The 15,118-nt window shown below is 55.5% G+C and carries 14 protein-coding genes and 1 pseudogene; 7 read left to right on the top strand and 8 right to left on the bottom strand.

Annotated elements, in window-relative coordinates; all coding sequences use genetic code 11:
- Positions 1 to 90 precede the first annotated feature (90 nt).
- Complete coding sequence (gene lonB / locus TEU_RS09460) at positions 91 to 1,995, bottom strand: ATP-dependent protease LonB (protein ID WP_050003974.1); 1,905 nt, start codon at positions 1,993 to 1,995, stop codon at positions 91 to 93.
- Positions 1,996 to 2,107: 112 nt separating this feature from the next.
- Here lonB and TEU_RS09455 point away from each other — a divergent pair, with 112 nt between their 5' ends.
- From TEU_RS09455 to TEU_RS09425, 7 genes and pseudogenes are all read left to right on the top strand, one after another.
- Positions 2,108 to 2,899 carry a DUF2666 domain-containing protein gene (locus TEU_RS09455; RefSeq protein ID WP_050003545.1) on the top strand — a complete coding sequence of 264 codons (792 nt, stop codon included), beginning with the start codon at positions 2,108 to 2,110 and terminating at the stop codon, positions 2,897 to 2,899.
- Between the two features lie 63 nt (positions 2,900 to 2,962).
- Positions 2,963 to 3,349 (top strand): RidA family protein, encoded by a 387-nt coding sequence (locus TEU_RS09450; RefSeq protein WP_050003544.1) that lies wholly within the window; start codon positions 2,963 to 2,965, stop codon positions 3,347 to 3,349.
- A 23-nt stretch (positions 3,350 to 3,372) separates the two neighbouring features.
- Positions 3,373 to 3,740, top strand: a pseudogene (locus tag TEU_RS09445) (Mov34/MPN/PAD-1 family protein).
- A 56-nt stretch (positions 3,741 to 3,796) separates the two neighbouring features.
- Positions 3,797 to 4,180 (top strand): ArsR/SmtB family transcription factor, encoded by a 384-nt coding sequence (locus tag TEU_RS09440; protein ID WP_050003543.1) that lies wholly within the window; start codon positions 3,797 to 3,799, stop codon positions 4,178 to 4,180.
- Positions 4,173 to 4,463 (top strand): nucleotide pyrophosphohydrolase, encoded by a 291-nt coding sequence (locus TEU_RS09435; protein WP_227738707.1) that lies wholly within the window; start codon positions 4,173 to 4,175, stop codon positions 4,461 to 4,463. Before TEU_RS09440 ends, TEU_RS09435 begins: the two co-directional genes overlap by 8 nt.
- 184 nt (positions 4,464 to 4,647) lie before the next feature.
- A complete protein-coding gene (locus TEU_RS09430; RefSeq protein WP_050003541.1) occupies positions 4,648 to 5,097 on the top strand; it encodes an Lrp/AsnC family transcriptional regulator in 450 nt (149 codons plus the stop codon).
- 71 nt (positions 5,098 to 5,168) lie between these two features.
- Positions 5,169 to 5,885, top strand: a complete 717-nt coding sequence (locus TEU_RS09425) for a DUF92 domain-containing protein (protein WP_050003540.1) — start codon at positions 5,169 to 5,171, stop codon at positions 5,883 to 5,885.
- Between the two features lie 108 nt (positions 5,886 to 5,993).
- Here the strand turns inward: TEU_RS09425 and TEU_RS09420 are convergent, their stop codons facing one another.
- The 7 genes from TEU_RS09420 to TEU_RS09390 form a co-directional block, all read right to left on the bottom strand.
- A complete protein-coding gene (locus TEU_RS09420) occupies positions 5,994 to 7,058 on the bottom strand; it encodes an SPOUT family RNA methylase (RefSeq protein ID WP_050003539.1) in 1,065 nt (354 codons plus the stop codon).
- A 98-nt stretch (positions 7,059 to 7,156) separates the two neighbouring features.
- Positions 7,157 to 7,759 carry a 30S ribosomal protein S3ae gene (locus TEU_RS09415; protein WP_050003538.1) on the bottom strand — a complete coding sequence of 201 codons (603 nt, stop codon included), beginning with the start codon at positions 7,757 to 7,759 and terminating at the stop codon, positions 7,157 to 7,159.
- A gap of 15 nt (positions 7,760 to 7,774) precedes the next feature.
- Positions 7,775 to 8,035, bottom strand: a complete 261-nt coding sequence (locus TEU_RS09410; RefSeq protein WP_050003537.1) for a KEOPS complex subunit Pcc1 — start codon at positions 8,033 to 8,035, stop codon at positions 7,775 to 7,777.
- Positions 8,025 to 9,443: a DHHA1 domain-containing protein gene (locus tag TEU_RS09405; protein WP_050003536.1), complete on the bottom strand. Its 1,419-nt coding sequence runs from the start codon at positions 9,441 to 9,443 to the stop codon at positions 8,025 to 8,027. The genes TEU_RS09410 and TEU_RS09405 overlap by 11 nt, the downstream gene beginning before the upstream one ends.
- A gap of 31 nt (positions 9,444 to 9,474) precedes the next feature.
- Entirely contained in the window at positions 9,475 to 9,930 is a 456-nt protein-coding gene (locus TEU_RS09400) for a 30S ribosomal protein S15 (protein ID WP_050003535.1), read from the bottom strand.
- 132 nt (positions 9,931 to 10,062) lie between these two features.
- Complete coding sequence (locus TEU_RS09395) at positions 10,063 to 10,941, bottom strand: AEC family transporter (RefSeq protein ID WP_050003534.1); 879 nt, start codon at positions 10,939 to 10,941, stop codon at positions 10,063 to 10,065.
- Positions 10,942 to 11,008: 67 nt separating this feature from the next.
- Positions 11,009 to 15,079, bottom strand: a complete 4,071-nt coding sequence (locus tag TEU_RS09390) for an MMPL family transporter (RefSeq protein ID WP_227738706.1) — start codon at positions 15,077 to 15,079, stop codon at positions 11,009 to 11,011.
- Positions 15,080 to 15,118 lie beyond the last annotated feature (39 nt).

The following is a 15,118-nucleotide window of genomic DNA, read 5'->3' as shown; positions in this document are numbered from 1 at the left end:
GTAACGTAAGTGGGACGTTTTTTAAGCATTACTGGACACAGATGTGAACTTTGAAACAATGGCAGAGAAGGGAGATAAAAAGAAACTGGTTTAGTTTCCGATTGGAAGGGCCTCGCGGATTTTCCTGAGGAGTTCGTCTTTGGCCGGTGAGTCTTCGAGGGCTATTTCGAGCACCTCGTCAATCCTTTCGACAGGGTAAATCTCTATCTTCTCCGCCTTGTCCGGGCTGAGGAAGACGTCCTTCTCGTTGGCCTTCGGGATTATGACCTTCTTTATGCCTGCCTCGATGGCCGCTTCAATCTTCGGCGTTGCGCCACCTATCGGCAGGACTTCACCGCGAACACTCAGAGAGCCGGTCATTGCAACGTCCTGCCTTATCGGAATGTTCTCAAGGGCGGAGATTACGGCCGTTGCAACGCTTATGCTGGCGGAGTCGCCCTCGACGCCCTCGTAGGTCTGGAGGAACTGGACGTGGATGTCGTACCTGCTGATGTCTTCTCCCTTGTAGCGCTTGATGATTGCCGAGACGTTCTGCACGGCCTCCTTTGCTATCTCACCGAGCTTTCCTGTGACGATTATCTTGCCCTCCTCCTTGCTCGCCGCGGGGGCCACAACGGCCTCAATCGGGAGGACTATACCGCTTTGCTCGCCTATGACGGCCAGGCCGTTGACCCTGCCTATCTCGCCGCCCTCCGTCTTTATGACCTGATATTCTTTCTTGTTCTCTATGTACCAGTCCGCGAGCTGTTTTTCTAGGGGCTTTGCCATTTTCATGGCCTCAAGCACGTCTTCCCTCTCAACGATGCTCTTGCCCTTCTTGATCGCGATGTCGCCGGCGGCCCTTACGATACCGCCGAGGTCGCGGAGGCGGAGGGTGAGGTGTCCCTTTCTGCCGGCCCTCTTCTGGGCCTCACGGACGATTTCCTCAACCGCGTCCCTCGTGAAGTGCGGAATCTTGCCGTCGCGCTTGACCTCCTGGGCGACGAACTGGACGAGCTTGCGCCTGTTCTCAATGGTGTCCGGCATCGTGGTGCGCATGTAGACCTCGTAACCGTATCCCCTGATTCTCGAACGGAGCGCGGGGTGCATCTTGTCTATCGTGTCGAGGTTTCCTGCGGCCACAAGAATAAAGTCGCATGGAACTGGCTCCGTTCTCACCATAGCACCGCTTGAGAGCTCGCTCTGGCCGGTAATCGGGAACTTCTTTTCCTGCATCGCTGTGAGGAGGCTCTGCTGCATCTTGAGGCTGAGGGTCGCTATCTCGTCTATGAACAGGACGCCCTTGTGGGCGCGGTGTATCATTCCGGGCTCAACACGCTCGTGGGCGGGGGTTCCGAGGCCACCGCTCTGGAACGGGTCGTGCCTGACGTCGCCGAGGAGCGCTCCCGCGTGTGCGCCGGTCGCGTCAATGAACGGAGCCTTGGTCCTTCCGCAGTTGTCAACGAGGAGCTTGGGGACTAGGACACTGTTCCTGAAGCGCATGTTGGAGAGCGCCATCATGGTGAGTATCACAACGAAGATGCCCATGAGGAGCGTAGTCGCGCTGAAGTCCATGAATATGGCGAACATCACGGTGAGCATGACGAAGAGCAGGATGTACGACTTTATGTTCTCCTGGTTCTTTGCCTTCTCGCGGTACTTCTCGACTATTCTCCTTCCCTGGCAGGCGGGCACCGTCTTAATCTTGGGCATGTTCTCGTCTTCGGGGTTCGGAAAGACCAGTACGTCCTCAAGGTTCTCCGTGGGGAGGAGCTCTGCCATCGCCTGGCCGAGCATGGACTTACCTGTGCCCGGCTCACCGATTAGGAGGACGTGCCTCTTCTGGGTCGCGGCGGTTTTTATGACCTCTACCGCGTGGTCCTGACCGATGACCTGGTCTATGAGCTTTTCAGGGACTTTGATTTCCGCTGTCGTCTCAAAGTCAATACCTAAGTCGAGTCTCTCCCCGTACTCGCCTGGGAGTGGTTTTTCCTTAACCATCTCCTCCTCGCTCATCTCCTTTCCCTCTCTCATCTCTAAAGGCCAATCAGGAAAGTGATTTATAACCTTTTTCGATTGCTGTGGAAAAAGCTAAAAGCAATACCAAGAACTCTGGTCAGGTGAGAGTATGAAGGTCGAAGAGCACATCTTGTTCACCGCTAAACACAAGGACTGGAGCGTCGCGAAGAAGCTGACCGACATGGAAAACGAGAAGATAGCCCACTTCCTGGCGGGGGTATCTAACACGGTCAACGCGAGGATTGGTGACTACCTCGGCGATGCCATAGATGTCAATGGCGTGAAGCAGCTCGCGGAAGAGCTGAGAAAAGACGCACTCTCCGAGACCGTTGTGGCGCTCAAGTCTCCGGGGACGGCCAGAAAGCTCGGTAGCCTTGTGAACGAGACGGACAAGAAGCTCAAGAAGCTTCTCGTTGAGGTTGCAAGGGCCTATCTCGTCAGAGAAACGCTGAGGCCCCTCACGAGTGTTGATTATCCAGAAGGGGCCCTTGAGGGAGCTGACGTTGAGTTCCCGTTCGAAGACGACCACGTGAACTTTACCGCCAAGCACGGGCGCTGGATAGTTGTTAAGAGGCTCATAATAGACGACAAAACCCTCATGCTGGACGTTGCGAGGCTCCTGGCGAGCATAAACGAGACCACCGTCCTCAAGCTCCCCGTTTACGCGGACATTGACCTGGAGGGTATTGAGAGCGAATTCTCGGCCTTCAAAAAGGTCAAAAAGTCCGACATCCCCAAGGTCATTGAGGTTTACGAGGCCTTTGAGCCTTCTCTTTATGTGGACGAGCCCTTCGAGGAGCACGCGAGGGTTTACGCCCTCAGGGCGGCCCTTGAAAAGGTCGGCCTTGCCCTCGATGTCCCAGCCAAGTCCCTTGAAAAGTACCTCGAAAAGAAAGGATGATGAGGCCGAGGACACCTGAGGAAACGATGAGGAATCTTCGCTTCGCTGACGGGGGTAATGAATATGGAAAAGAAAGCCGTCTACACGGAAAAGGCCCCCAAGCCGATAGGGCCCTACAGTCAGGCTGTGCTCGTTGAGGGCGGAAAACTGCTGTTCGTATCTGGCCAGATACCAGTTGATCCCTCGACCGGTGAGGTCGTCGGAGACACAATAGAAGAGCAGGCCGAGAGGGCAATACGGAACATGCTGGCGATAGTTGAAGCTGCTGGGGGGAGCGCCGAGAACGTTGTCAAGGTTACGGCCTTCCTCCGCGACATCAACGACTATCCCAAGTTCAACGAGGTTTACGAGAAGTTCTTTTCAGATTCCAAACCTGCCAGAGCCGTTGTTGAAGTTTCGAACCTACCAAAGAGCGTTAGGATTGAGATTGAGTGCATAGCTGTTCTCTAACTCTTTTTCTTTGAGGTGAAAGTATGAAGGTACGGATTAGACGGGAGCTCTTCGAGTACCTCTTGCAGCTCGCGAGGAGCGCTTACCCCAACGAGTTTGCGGGCTTTCTCCGGGAAAAGGATGGCATCTTTGAGGAGGTGCTGATAGCTCCAAACCAATATGCGGGGCGGAGGAGCGTATTCTTTGACACCTGGATGCTCCCCTACGACGAGACGATAAAGGGGACAGTCCACTCCCACCCAAGTCCCAATCCCTGGCCTTCCGCAGGTGACCTCGAGTTTTCTCGAAGTTTGGGGGAGTTCATATCATAATAGCGTGGCCGTTCACGGAGGACACCGTAAGGGCGTATTCCAGCGACGGCAGTGAAATCCCAATGCAGATTGTCGATTAATTTCATATGAAAACTTTTATTAATCCAGGGTGATACTTTAGTTCTAGGTGGTACGCATGAAAGTAGTGGAGCTCTTGGAAAAGCTCGATGAGAAGCAGAAGAAGACCGTTCTGAAGTGCGTGGACAGGTGTGGAATTCCCGAGCTCGACGTGGAGGTAGACCCCACTGTGGACCAGGATAGCATACGGTTCCTCAAGGCGATATCCAACCCGCTCAGGTTTGCAATTCTGAAACTCCTCCGCGACCAGTGGCTTTGCGTCTGCCTCATATCGCAGGCCCTTGGAGAAGACCAGACCCTCATAAGCCACCACCTAAGGACTCTTAAGTCCCTGGGACTGGTCGAGAACAGAAAAGAGGGAAGAATGCACTTCTACAGGGCGAAGAAAGATGCGATTGAGAGGTACTTCCAGATGGTCAAGGGGGAGCTCCTCGGTGAATGAACTGCAGAAACTCGTTGATGAGCTAATCCAGGAGCTTGGGGGCTACTGGAAGCCCTTTGAGATGTTTGCCGCAGTGACCGAAGAACTGGGCGAGCTGGCGGACGCGATGCTGGCATACGAGGGCATCAAGGGGCACGCCGATAAAGACAAACTCCTCGAGGAACTGGGGGATGTCCTCTTTGCCCTCGTCTGCATAGCAAACTACTACGGCATAGACGTCCAAGACGCCCTGAAGAGGAGCGTGGACAAGTACCGGCTAAGAGACTCAAACCAAAAAGTTTGAAAACCGGGTAATTATTGTTGGGGTAATGATATTTCCACACGACACTTTGTTTTATGTCTTTTCTTTAGTCTCCCCTAATTAGGGGGTGGGGAGTAACCTTGTGGTAGGAGAATCGGAGTGAGACGAAATATTTTTATATGCACTGGTCGTTTTTTCCAACTAACCAGAAAGGAGGTGGGCAAAAATGAGGGATAAAATAACTGCCATCGACCTGAGGATCCTTAAGCTGCTCGCCAAGAATGCTCGCCTTACCTACAAGGAGCTTGCCGAACTCCTCGGTACAACGAGGCAGAGGATTTCGAGGAGAATGAACAGGCTTGAGCAGAGTGGGGTCATACTCAAATATACCATCATACCCGATTATGATGCCATGGGCTATATCCATGTCGTCTTAGGAGTCACCATCAAGCCCGATGTTGACATTGGGGAGGTCATAAACGTCCTCAAGAACGACGAGAACGTCAAGGTAATCCAGCGCGCAATCGGCTCCCACAACTTGGTTCTCCACGTAATTGGCCCCAAGGACATGAAGGAGCTTGAGAGGATAATTTCTGAGGTTACCAAGAAGATACCCGGGATAGAGAGCCTTGACATAACATTCATCACCGAGACGGTGAAGTTCGAGACCCTCTGATTTTTCTTCCCTATTTCGTCCAGGGAAAAACGTAATAAACTCAACTTATAACTTCCCTCAGGTGTCAGAGGATGCTCGGAAGGATTGTCACAGACGTTGCAATCGTTGCAGTGCTTGGCGTTGGTGCGTATAAAACGAAAGCCCTTGACTGGAGGGGCACAGTCTCAGCGGCACTTCTTGGCTTAGCAGTCCTTGAGCTCGGTGGAGTTTATCCGTTCCTCGCGCTTCTGACGTTCGTTGTCCTCGGTGTTCTTGCCACCAAGTACCGCTACGAGGAGAAGAAAAGGAGGGGAGTTGCCCAGTCCAATGGCGGAGTGAGGAGCTGGGGCAACGTCCTGGGCAACGGCCTCGCGGTGGTTCTCTTCCTCGTGATTGAAAAGCTCACCATGATGGACACCTTTTGGGCGGGCACGTTCTCGGCGATAGCTACCGTTAACGGGGACACCCTTGCGAGCGAGCTCGGCAAAGTCTTCGGGAAGAGGCCCAGGCTGATAACCAACCTCCGTCCTGTAAAGCCAGGTGTGAATGGGGGAGTCTCGCTTGCCGGTGAGCTGTTTGCTCTTATCGGCTCTCTGGTTATAGCACTCTTCGCGCTTCCCCTGACGGAATACAAGGGCCAGATGCTCCTTGCAGTTGTAACCGGTGGGTTTATCGGCGTAAACCTTGACAGCCTTATCGGGGCGACCCTTGAGAACTGGGGCGTTACCGACAACAACTCGACGAACTTCCTCGCGAGCCTGCTCGGTGGCCTTGCAGGGGCTGGTCTGTTCTATCTCCTCCTTCAGTGAAGTTTAAGAAACCTCTTCTCTTAAAGCCGAGGGGCGGATGATGACTACGGCGGATTCCTGAGCGGTGAGGACGACCTTAGGGGCTGACGCCGAAAAAAGGAAATGAAGTCATTCCCCTTCTTTCTCCTCTTTCCCGTTCTCCCTCAAAAACTCCTCGTAAACTTCCCAGAGGGAGACCAGCGTTGCAGGGATTCCATGCTCGGTGGCAAAGGTCATGTACGGGGCCAGGTCCACGACGTAGTCGGCAAAGCGGAAGACGCCGCGCGGGATTCCCTCACGGGAGCCTATGAAGACCACCACTTCCCTCGCGTGGTGCATGTCCCTCGCGAGTTCCTCCTTGACCTCCGCCAGCGTCGGGCCCTTCGGGTCGGTTATTATGAGAAGCCTCTTGTTGCGCCTCTTGTCCCTGACAACCTGGTAGAGGTCCCACACTGAGACCGGAACCTTCTCGACCTTCCAGGGATAGGCCTCGCGCTGTATCTTGTAGCGGCTTTCCTGTCCGATTTTGACTCCCTTGATGAACTCCATCAGCTCAAAGGCGTCCATCTTCTCCTTGGGGGCTATTATAAGCTCCTTGACTTCAAACGCCTGTGCCGCCCTGCCTATCTTTTCGCCGAACTTCCTGCAGGCCTTGTAGTCTCCCCAGTAGGGCATCTGGACGACCGTGAGTTTTCTGAAGAGCTTCCTTGCGTCGATCTTGTTGGGAGTGTACTTCCTGTACTCCTCCCCCGGAAGAACCGAGATGTATGCCCTATCGCCGATTATCTCAACCTGGACGACCTTATCGGGCCAGCTCAGGTTGACGTCTGCCCCGCTCAGTTCCTTTATCCTCGCCCCAAGAACCCTGTTCACGTCTATGCTCGAAAAGTCGTGCTTTCCGCGCCTCTTCGTTTTGACGGCGTAGGTCTCGTTCTCCCCGATGAGGTGGGCAATCTTCTCGGCGCTCTCCGCTATCTTCTCAAGGTCGGCCTCGGTCTCGACGAGAACCGGGATAACGCGCTCCACCTCGGGTATCTCAAGGAGCTTCTCATAGGCATTCTCGTCTGCCTCCACGAGAACGAGCCCGGTGTAGCCCATCGGCGCAATCCAGACTTCCGCGTCGGGAACCGCTTCCGTAATGTAGTTGCCGGCAACGGCTTCCATGTCTCGCTGGGTCTTTACAAGGAACTTCATGTTCTCACCCCATTGAAGTTGGATGGACTCTTAAAAAGTTGGTCGTTGAGTTGAATAGAAAAGCACAGAGGGGTCAAAAGAGATTTTTCAGAGGGCCGTCAGGCCCCCGGCTCGGCGAGAACCTTTATCTTCCTGACCTCAGCGCGCTTGATCGGGTATATCTTCTTGGCCTCCTTGGCAATCTCTTGGGCGATCTGGCCGTTGACGGACTGGAGGACAAAGTCGGCGAAGTTGAGCTCCTCAGCCTTCTTGTAGATGATGTCCTGCATGATCTTCCTTATGGCCCTCTCCTGGCTGGTCTGAATCCTCCTGTAGGCGATGACCATGCCCATGACACGGAGCTTGTAGCCGTCCTTGGTGGTGATGTTGAAGATTCCGTCAACGCGGGTGGTCCTTCTCCTGACGAGGCTCCTTATGTAGCTCCTGGCGAGGGTGTGGCCCTTGAACTTGGTGTAGGCGTTCTGGCCCTTGACGTCGTAGACCTGGAAGTAGAGCTTGACATGGCTCTTGGTGAAGTCACCGGTAATGTCCCTGAGGGTGGTCTCGACGACCCTACCGATGACCTTCTCGGGGTCGTCAGCGGGGGTGAGGCCTATCTCCTTGCTTCCGAAGAACTCCGGAGCGTAAACCACGAACCACTCTTTCATCTTCCACTTATCCTTGGCAGCGGCTGCCTTACGCCTTGGGTTACCCTTTGCCATCTTAACACCTCCAGTTCATACCTTTTCGGTCATTTCCTCGGCGACTTTGACCGAAAACACCAAATCATCGAGTGCTTTGATGAGTGTCTCAATCTCACCCGAGTATTTAACCTTTGTTATAACGTCCCCATCAACCCATCGGGTTCGCACATTTAAACTTTTCTTTAGCTCCTCGGGCATTGCATCGTTGTCAACCTCTATAGCGCCGGCTATCGCTCTAGCCTTGAGCTCGTCGCCGTAGTGCCACCGTATCTCAACGTCCGCCTTAATCTTCATTGCCCTTCACCTGCTTTCCGAGTACTTCGTTGAAGAGTTTAATGAACTCGTCTATCTTGCCCTTGGGGAAGCGTATTCCGGCCGCTATCGCGTGGCCGCCGCCCTCTCCTCCGAGCTTCTCAGCGACCTCTTTCAGCGCCTCTCCGAGGTGGTAGCCCTTTTCCAGGGCCTTCTCGGTCGTTCTGGCGGAGGCCTTAACGAGGTTCTCGTCCTCCTCGCTGTCCGCTATCACGACGACGGGCTTCTCCGGGTTGGCCAGGCCCGCATTGATGGCCATGTTGGCAACTATCCCCACGAGCGTGTCGCGGATGTTCCTGCCAGCGTAGAAGACGTAGGCATGCTCTCCTTCATCAACCATGCTCCAGTTCTGGATAAGGAACTTCCTAGCCTCTATCTGCTCCTTCTTGTAGTCTTCGAGCATCTTTCTGGCCTTCTTGTATGCATCCTCATCGCCGAGGCATATCGCCACGCCGAGAGTTCCCGCGTTCAACCTTCCCGTCGCGTTGAGGAGCGTTGCGAACTCCCTGGCCTCGTGCCTGACGTCGCCCTCGGGATACAGCGGGCTCACGACAACGTCCCCTATGAGCCTGTCTATGGCTTCTTTCGGTGCGGAGTGCTTTATCATGTGGACGAGCAAGGCCTCGTGGAGCTTCCTCTTCTCCTCCTCGCGGAGCTGCCAGTAGTGGAGTTCCGGGTCGAAGCCCCTCGCGCGGAGCCACTCTATTGCCTTTCGCTCATCGCCGGTTATCTCGGGTATCTCTGGATTGGTCGCGTAGGCCAGCATCTGGTAGAGGGGCCTGCTCTCCCTGCCGAAGAGCCTTAACTCCTTCCTGACCTCAAGGATTCCGAGCTTCTTGCCGTCCTCAAGGATTTCAAGGTTGAGGCCGTGGAAGGTGCCGTCTATCTCCTGCATGTCTCCAACCGCACCGACAGTGGCTATGTAAGCCAGGTCCCTGTTCTTATCGTTCATCTCCCTGGCAACGAAGTAGGCGACGCCCGAACCGCTCAAGTCGCGGACGCTGTTTGCCCCGAAGGGAACCGGGTTTATGAGGACCTTGGACTCGCTCGAAAAGTCGCCCTCCGGTGGGTGGTGGTCGGCCACAACGACGGTCGCAAAGTCGAGCTTTTTCTGAATCAGCTCGATTGAACCGCTTCCGAGGTCGCTGAAGACGTAGATTTCCCTCTTCTCACGTGCGAGCTCTTCTATGAGCTCTTCGCTGACCTGCTTGACGATGCTGAGCTGAAAGCTCCCGCCCTCTCTGGCTATTGCCTTGGCAAGAACAGCGCCAGCAGTTATTCCGTCGGCGTCGCGGTGGGAGATGAGCCTTATAGTGTGCCCTAACTCGATGTGCATCTTGATAAGCTCGGCTCCCTCGCGAACCCTCTCCAGAAAGGCTTCCCTGTCCACGGGGCATCACCAAGGAAGAAGAAGGAGAGGGTCAGCGAACAAGGAGCTTCGCCTGCTCTGGGTCGTAGCGCCACTTGGCCGGAAGCTTTCCGGTTCTCCTGTAGTACTTGACAAGGCGCCTAATCTTGCTCTCAATGAGCTGGAGGCCCCTCCTTGAGTGCTTGTCCTTGGGGTGCTGCTCGAGGTGCTTCCTGAGGTTCACGGCGCGCCTGATGAGGAACATGAGGTCTTCCGGAATCTCCGGGGCAAGGCCGTTCTCCTCAAGAATCTTGGTTATCTTCTTGCCGGTGACGAGCTTGACGCTGGGTATGCCGTACTGGTCACGGAGGATGGTTCCTATCATCGCGGTGCTGTAGCCCTCCTTCCTGAGCTTAACAACGAGCGCCTCGACCTCTTCAGCGGTGTACTCCACCCAGGTCGGCGGAGCGGTCCTTGGAGGCCTCTTTGAACCAGACTTACCCCTCTTTCTCGCGTGTATCCTTGCCATACAACCACCTCCCGGTGACGGCCAGCTCCCGCCAGCCGCCCCTTCGCGTTGGGAATTGAGGAGGTATTTAAAAAGGTTTGCCCAGGCTGGCATAACCCGTAGCCTTGAAGAGAATAAGGGAGAAGCGGCGTGCTATAGTACCAACTTCAACGCCAAAAACAGTCCGATGACGAAGAGTGTGAGGACGAAGGTTACGCTTATGGCTTCTTCTGCCTTGAGCCTGTACTGAGCCAGGATTGCGTTGGCCGCTATTGCTGGAGGCATGCTCGCCTCGACGAGAACCGAGTAAAAGACCTCCGGCCTTTCCCACCGGAGGGTGAGGAAAACAAAGGTGAATGGAATCGCTATCCTGAAGGCCCCAACTTCAGCGAGCTTGCGCCAGTCGAAACTCCTCAGCGTTATCCGCGAGCCGAAGTAGATGACGAGCAATGGAATGCTGAGCCAGCCGACGGTTTTTACCGGCTCAAGGATTTGGGCAGGAAGATGAACGCCGCCTATGACGAGTGCAAGGGCGAAGAGGTTCGCCACCGTCGGCGGGAACTTAAGGGCCTTGATGAAGCTTTCCTTAACGCTCGCGCCCCCGCTGGAGTAGTGGGCCGCTATGAAGGTGACGATTGGGATGACTATCATTGAGTTGGTCGTGGAGTAAAGTATCGCGGGCGTTATGTCGTCGAGGAAGAGGCTCGCTATGGGAAAGCCAAGCGCTGCCGTGTTGGGGTAGACCGAGAGAACCATCAGCGCGCCGGCCCAGGGGTTGTTTTTGAGCTTAAAGCGCCCGTAAAGGTAGGAGGTCGAGAGACTTAGTCCCACGATAATAAAAACGTAGAGAAAGACTGTTTTGATGCCCAGCAGATAGTTCAAATCCTTACTCGCAACGTTTCCGAAGATGAAGAGGGCCAGAAGGACATCGTTCACGATGATTCTGAGGTAATTGAAGGGCCTCTCGTCTTTGAGGATTAGCTTGAGGACGTAGCCGACCGCTATGAGGGCGAGCATCTCGGCGATGTTCATGGTGAAAGCTCCGGCTTAGCGTTTAAAAGTCTGCCGAATGGAAAGAAAAAAGAAGGGGGTTGGGGCTTCACTTCCTCTCGTCCTTCTTTCCGCCCTTGTGCAGTGGCCACCAGGCCTTCTCGCCGAAGAGGGCCATCGTGGCCGGACCTATCAGATAGACCGCCGCCGTAGCGGTGAGAAGCACTCCGACTGCCAGTGCAAAGCCTATCTCCCTTATTCCCCACGTTGCACCCGTCATCAGTGAACCGTATGTGGCGGCGAGCACCGCTGCAAGCCCGACGACCAGTGTGTCCATCGTTCCCGCGGCGACCACCAGTGCATCCTTCGCGCTCCTGCGCTCGAACTCGTCCCTGGCCTTGACGAGGTAGAAGCTGTTGTAGTCAATGCCGACTCCCAGGAGCACTATGAAGACGAGCATCGGCAGGAACCACATGACCTGCTGGCCAAAGACCTGCTCAAAGAGCCAGCTGGAGACGGTTATGCTGAGGAGCACGCCGGTGCCTATGGTACCTATAGTGGTTATTACGGCAGGCAGTCCCTTGAGCGTCGGTATGAGGGAGAGGAACATGAGCACGAGCGCCACCGGGAAGAGTCTGTGCCAGAAGACGTCGTTGATGAGGTCGCTGAGGTCGAGCGCCAGTGCGGTGCTTCCGCCGACCATTCCCGACTTTATCGCTCCCGACTCCTCCTCGTCCTTCACTACCTCCCTTATCGTCCTCACCATGTCCTTGGAGCGGTCGTCGGTGGCCCCGTACTCTCCGGTGACCTGGATAAGCACTTTGGTACTGTCCTCGGACAGGTAGCGGTTGCCCCCAATGGTCTTCAGCTCGTCCACACTCGCGTTCACGGGCTTTCCGTAGGGCTGGGTAAGGGTGTAGACGTACTTAACGCCCGGAACCTTCGAAACCCTCTCCGCGAGTTCGCTGATGGTCTTGAGGTCGCTGTCGCTCACAGGGTGCCCGAGGTCGATTAGGATGTAGGTCGGGGAGGTAACTCCTGCACCGACCGTGCTCTCGCTGAGCTTGAGGAAGTTGTAGGTCTCGCTGTCCTTGGGGATGAAGAGCTTTATATCATGGGTTCCGTTGAAGTTCACGAAGTTGTACGCCGCCGGAACGGCTATGAGGAGCGCTATGAGCACAACCACCTTGGCGTGCTTGACGGCCCACTCCGCGATTCTGCTCCTCTCGTGGAGGTCCACCCTCTCGATGTGGTGCTTTATGTGCCTCGGCCACCAGAATATCGGCTTGTCGCCTATGAGGACGGTTATCGCCGGAATGAAGGTTAAGCTGGCCAGGAGGACGACTATAACGGCTAAGGGCGCTATCATGCCGATGGTCTTGAATATCGGGAACTCCCAGGCGAGGACGAAGCTCGCGAAGGCCACAACGTCGGTTGATGCGCTGGCCAGAACGGCGTCTTTGGCCCTCTTAAGGGCCTCGCTCGCCGCCCTGTTGTGGTCGTAGCCTTCAGCGAGGTACTCCTTGAAGCGGTGGAGGTAGTAGGTCGAGTAGTCTATACCGAGACCAAGTGCCGTCGTGACGGTCAGCATCTGGGCCCAGCTCCCGACGTCGAGGTAGTCTCCCTTAGCGAGCAGGTAGAGGATTCCAAGTGCTGTGAGGGTCGCAGTCGCGACTCCTGTGAATGGCAGGAGCGTTGCAAGCAGAGCCGCGCCCATGAGGATGAACAGCACGATTAGAGCACCGACCACGCTGAACTTCGTGGTCTTGTCGTTGTCCTCCTTGCCGTACTTGATTGCCTCGTAGGTTTGAACGGGCGTTCCGGTTACGTACACCTCTACCTTCTGTGAGACCTTCTCGAACTCCTTCAGGGCCACTTCCTTTGCCTTCAGCGAGCTCTCATACTGGGCTTTACTCTGCTTTTCCAGGTCGCTTACGCCCTCCAGGCCCTTTGGAACGAAGAGAACCAGCATCGTCCTGTTGTCGGGGCTCTTGAGCATTCCCATGTAGTCCTTGGCGAGGCCGTAGATTGACGGGTAAATCTCCTCCTCTATCGGCCTAACGTCTTCTCTGGTTATCACGCTCGGGTCGTCCCTGAACCTGAAGGCTATCTCGACGAGCTGGGAAGTGTTGATGTGGAGCTCAACTCCAAGGTTTATGTCCCCGATGAACTTCTCAACGAGCTTCGCGGTCTTCTCCTTAACGAGGGCCTCGATTTCAGCCTCGCCCATCGGGTATTTTTCGGCAACAGTGAGCATAATCTCCTTCAGCGTCTCTTTAACGTCTTCTGGGGCGTTTACGTTGGCGAGCTCCTTGTTCACACCTTCCTCGAAGAGTTCATACGCTATCGTATAGGGGTCCTTTCCTGCGTAAACCTCGTCAACAACCTTTCCAAGGTCTATCGGTGCGTCCCCTGCGAGGCTCGTGATAATCTTCTTAACGGCCTCCTTCACGCCAATTCCCTTGGCGAGCTCCTCCGGGTTCTTGACGACGACGTTCACTATCGTCTCCGCGACCTTCTCGTCCCCGAGCCTCTCCGCCGTGTTCTGGACGAGCAGTTCCCTCACTATCGGTCTGATGTTTCCATTTGAGTCATAGACCTCACCTATGACGCTCTCCGGAAGCTCAACGCCTTTCTCCTTCACGAGCTCGGCGAGCAGTGAAACGGTTGCCTTCTTCAAGGTCTCGGGGTTCTTCGCCAGAACGCCTGTTGCTTTGGCGTCGAAGGCAACGACGGTCTTCGCTATCGGCTTGGCCAGGGACTTCTGCTCGGCTGGGAGCTTCTCGACCAGCGCCCCGGTGAGGAGGTTAATTTCGAGCTCCCTGGTCGGGCCGTAAGCGAGGAGCGTCCTTAATATTACATCGGCATTGGGCATCCCAAGGAGCGGACTGCCAGTCATGAGCGCCTTCGCGACTTTGATGGTCGCGCCCTCAACTGCCTGGGGGCTTGGGTTCCTTCCGAGGCCTATCGAGACGTTTACGATGTACGAGAGGGTCTTGGCGGGAACACTGCCGAAGCCCGGAACGGTGTAGCTTCCGCCTGCCTTTTCGATGAGGAGCGGGAGGTTGGAGAGTGCGTTGCCCGCTATCTCCTCGACGGGCTCAACCGCGTTCTCGCCGAGCTGTATGAGCGCGTAGTTGCTACCAGCCTGCCCGTCGAACGCCACAACACCGCCGTAGAAGGCGGCAGAGTAGGCCTCCGCTAGGCTCCTCTGCATCGGGTCGTCTATCTGGTTTAGGACTATACCCCTCGTGACGTTGACAAGGAGCGCATCGGTTACTGCCGATGGCCCGTAGGCCGAATAGACTTTGTAAGTAGCGTTGTAGACCGCGTAGACAAACTCGACGGGGACTCCGAGCCGGGTTGCTATTGCCTTGGCCGTCATTTCGCTGAGCCCGCTCTGGTAAGCCCCTGCCTTAACGAGCGCTCCGTAGGTTCCGAGAACGCCGAGGTAAGTCCTCGCGTAGCCGTCGCTCAGGTTGTAGAGGCCGAAGTTGAGGCCCGCTATCGTTGAGTTCAGCGTTTTCAGCTGTTCGCTTGCGGTGGTTAGGTTCTGGTGTAATTGAACATAGGCCAAGTCCGTCTGGTTGAGCGCTTCCCTTAAGGCTAGGCTCTGGTTGTAGAGAACGCTCAGGTTGGCATCGAGCGCGAGGTAAGCACCGGCGAGCTGGGGAAGGGTTTCGTTGAGCTCCTTTACCTGGTCGCTGAGGTTCTGGATCTGTGAAAGGAGCGCCCCATAGGTGTCGCTGGCATTGATGGCTGATGTATAGAAGATCCCCGTGAGGTTTGCGGTGGTCTTTGTGAGGTTTAACGCCATCTCGTAGGACTCGTTTTGGAGCATATCAACGGCGTCGTAGTAAGAGGTAAAGTTCGAGCCGTAGGGCGCTGCCTCGGCCTTGAAGCGCTCGTAGGCGTTCCTCGTTGCAGGGTCGTTCACGTCCACCCCGCTGACTATCATGTACGTCTGGTTGTTGCTGGTCGCGAACTCCGGGAACTCCTTCGTTAGGGTCTCCTGCACCTTAACTGACTCCACGTCCTTGGGCAGGAACTGGTCCGTGCTGTAGTTCGTGAGGTCGCTCAGCTTTGCCGCAAGGGGCATTGAGAGCATGACGACGATGGCCCAGAGGGCCACGATGGCCTTTGCGTGCTTTACTATCCATTCGTTCCACGCCATGTCCATCACCATTGTCGTTTATCAACATGATAAATTCAAACATGT

This window comes from Thermococcus eurythermalis, assembly GCF_000769655.1.
Classification (GTDB): domain Archaea; phylum Methanobacteriota_B; class Thermococci; order Thermococcales; family Thermococcaceae; genus Thermococcus; species Thermococcus eurythermalis.
Note: the sequence above shows the minus strand (reverse complement) of the source record. Positions and strands in the feature narration are given on the sequence as shown.

What these genes read in the sequence shown, in the direction of transcription:
- TEU_RS09450 (WP_050003544.1), top strand. Translation starts at nt 2,963, where the DNA reads ATGGAAAAGAAAGCCGTCTACACGGAAAAGGCCCCCAAGCCGATAGGG.
- TEU_RS09415 (WP_050003538.1), bottom strand. Translation starts at nt 7,759, where the DNA reads ATGGCAAAGGGTAACCCAAGGCGTAAGGCAGCCGCTGCCAAGGATAAG.
- TEU_RS09395 (WP_050003534.1), bottom strand. Translation starts at nt 10,941, where the DNA reads ATGAACATCGCCGAGATGCTCGCCCTCATAGCGGTCGGCTACGTCCTC.
- TEU_RS09410 (WP_050003537.1), bottom strand. Translation starts at nt 8,035, where the DNA reads ATGAAGATTAAGGCGGACGTTGAGATACGGTGGCACTACGGCGACGAG.
- TEU_RS09390 (WP_227738706.1), bottom strand. Translation starts at nt 15,079, where the DNA reads ATGGACATGGCGTGGAACGAATGGATAGTAAAGCACGCAAAGGCCATC.
- TEU_RS09420 (WP_050003539.1), bottom strand. Translation starts at nt 7,058, where the DNA reads ATGAAGTTCCTTGTAAAGACCCAGCGAGACATGGAAGCCGTTGCCGGC.
- lonB (WP_050003974.1), bottom strand. Translation starts at nt 1,995, where the DNA reads ATGAGCGAGGAGGAGATGGTTAAGGAAAAACCACTCCCAGGCGAGTAC.
- TEU_RS09440 (WP_050003543.1), top strand. Translation starts at nt 3,797, where the DNA reads ATGAAAGTAGTGGAGCTCTTGGAAAAGCTCGATGAGAAGCAGAAGAAG.
- TEU_RS09455 (WP_050003545.1), top strand. Translation starts at nt 2,108, where the DNA reads ATGAAGGTCGAAGAGCACATCTTGTTCACCGCTAAACACAAGGACTGG.
- TEU_RS09425 (WP_050003540.1), top strand. Translation starts at nt 5,169, where the DNA reads ATGCTCGGAAGGATTGTCACAGACGTTGCAATCGTTGCAGTGCTTGGC.
- TEU_RS09400 (WP_050003535.1), bottom strand. Translation starts at nt 9,930, where the DNA reads ATGGCAAGGATACACGCGAGAAAGAGGGGTAAGTCTGGTTCAAAGAGG.
- TEU_RS09430 (WP_050003541.1), top strand. Translation starts at nt 4,648, where the DNA reads ATGAGGGATAAAATAACTGCCATCGACCTGAGGATCCTTAAGCTGCTC.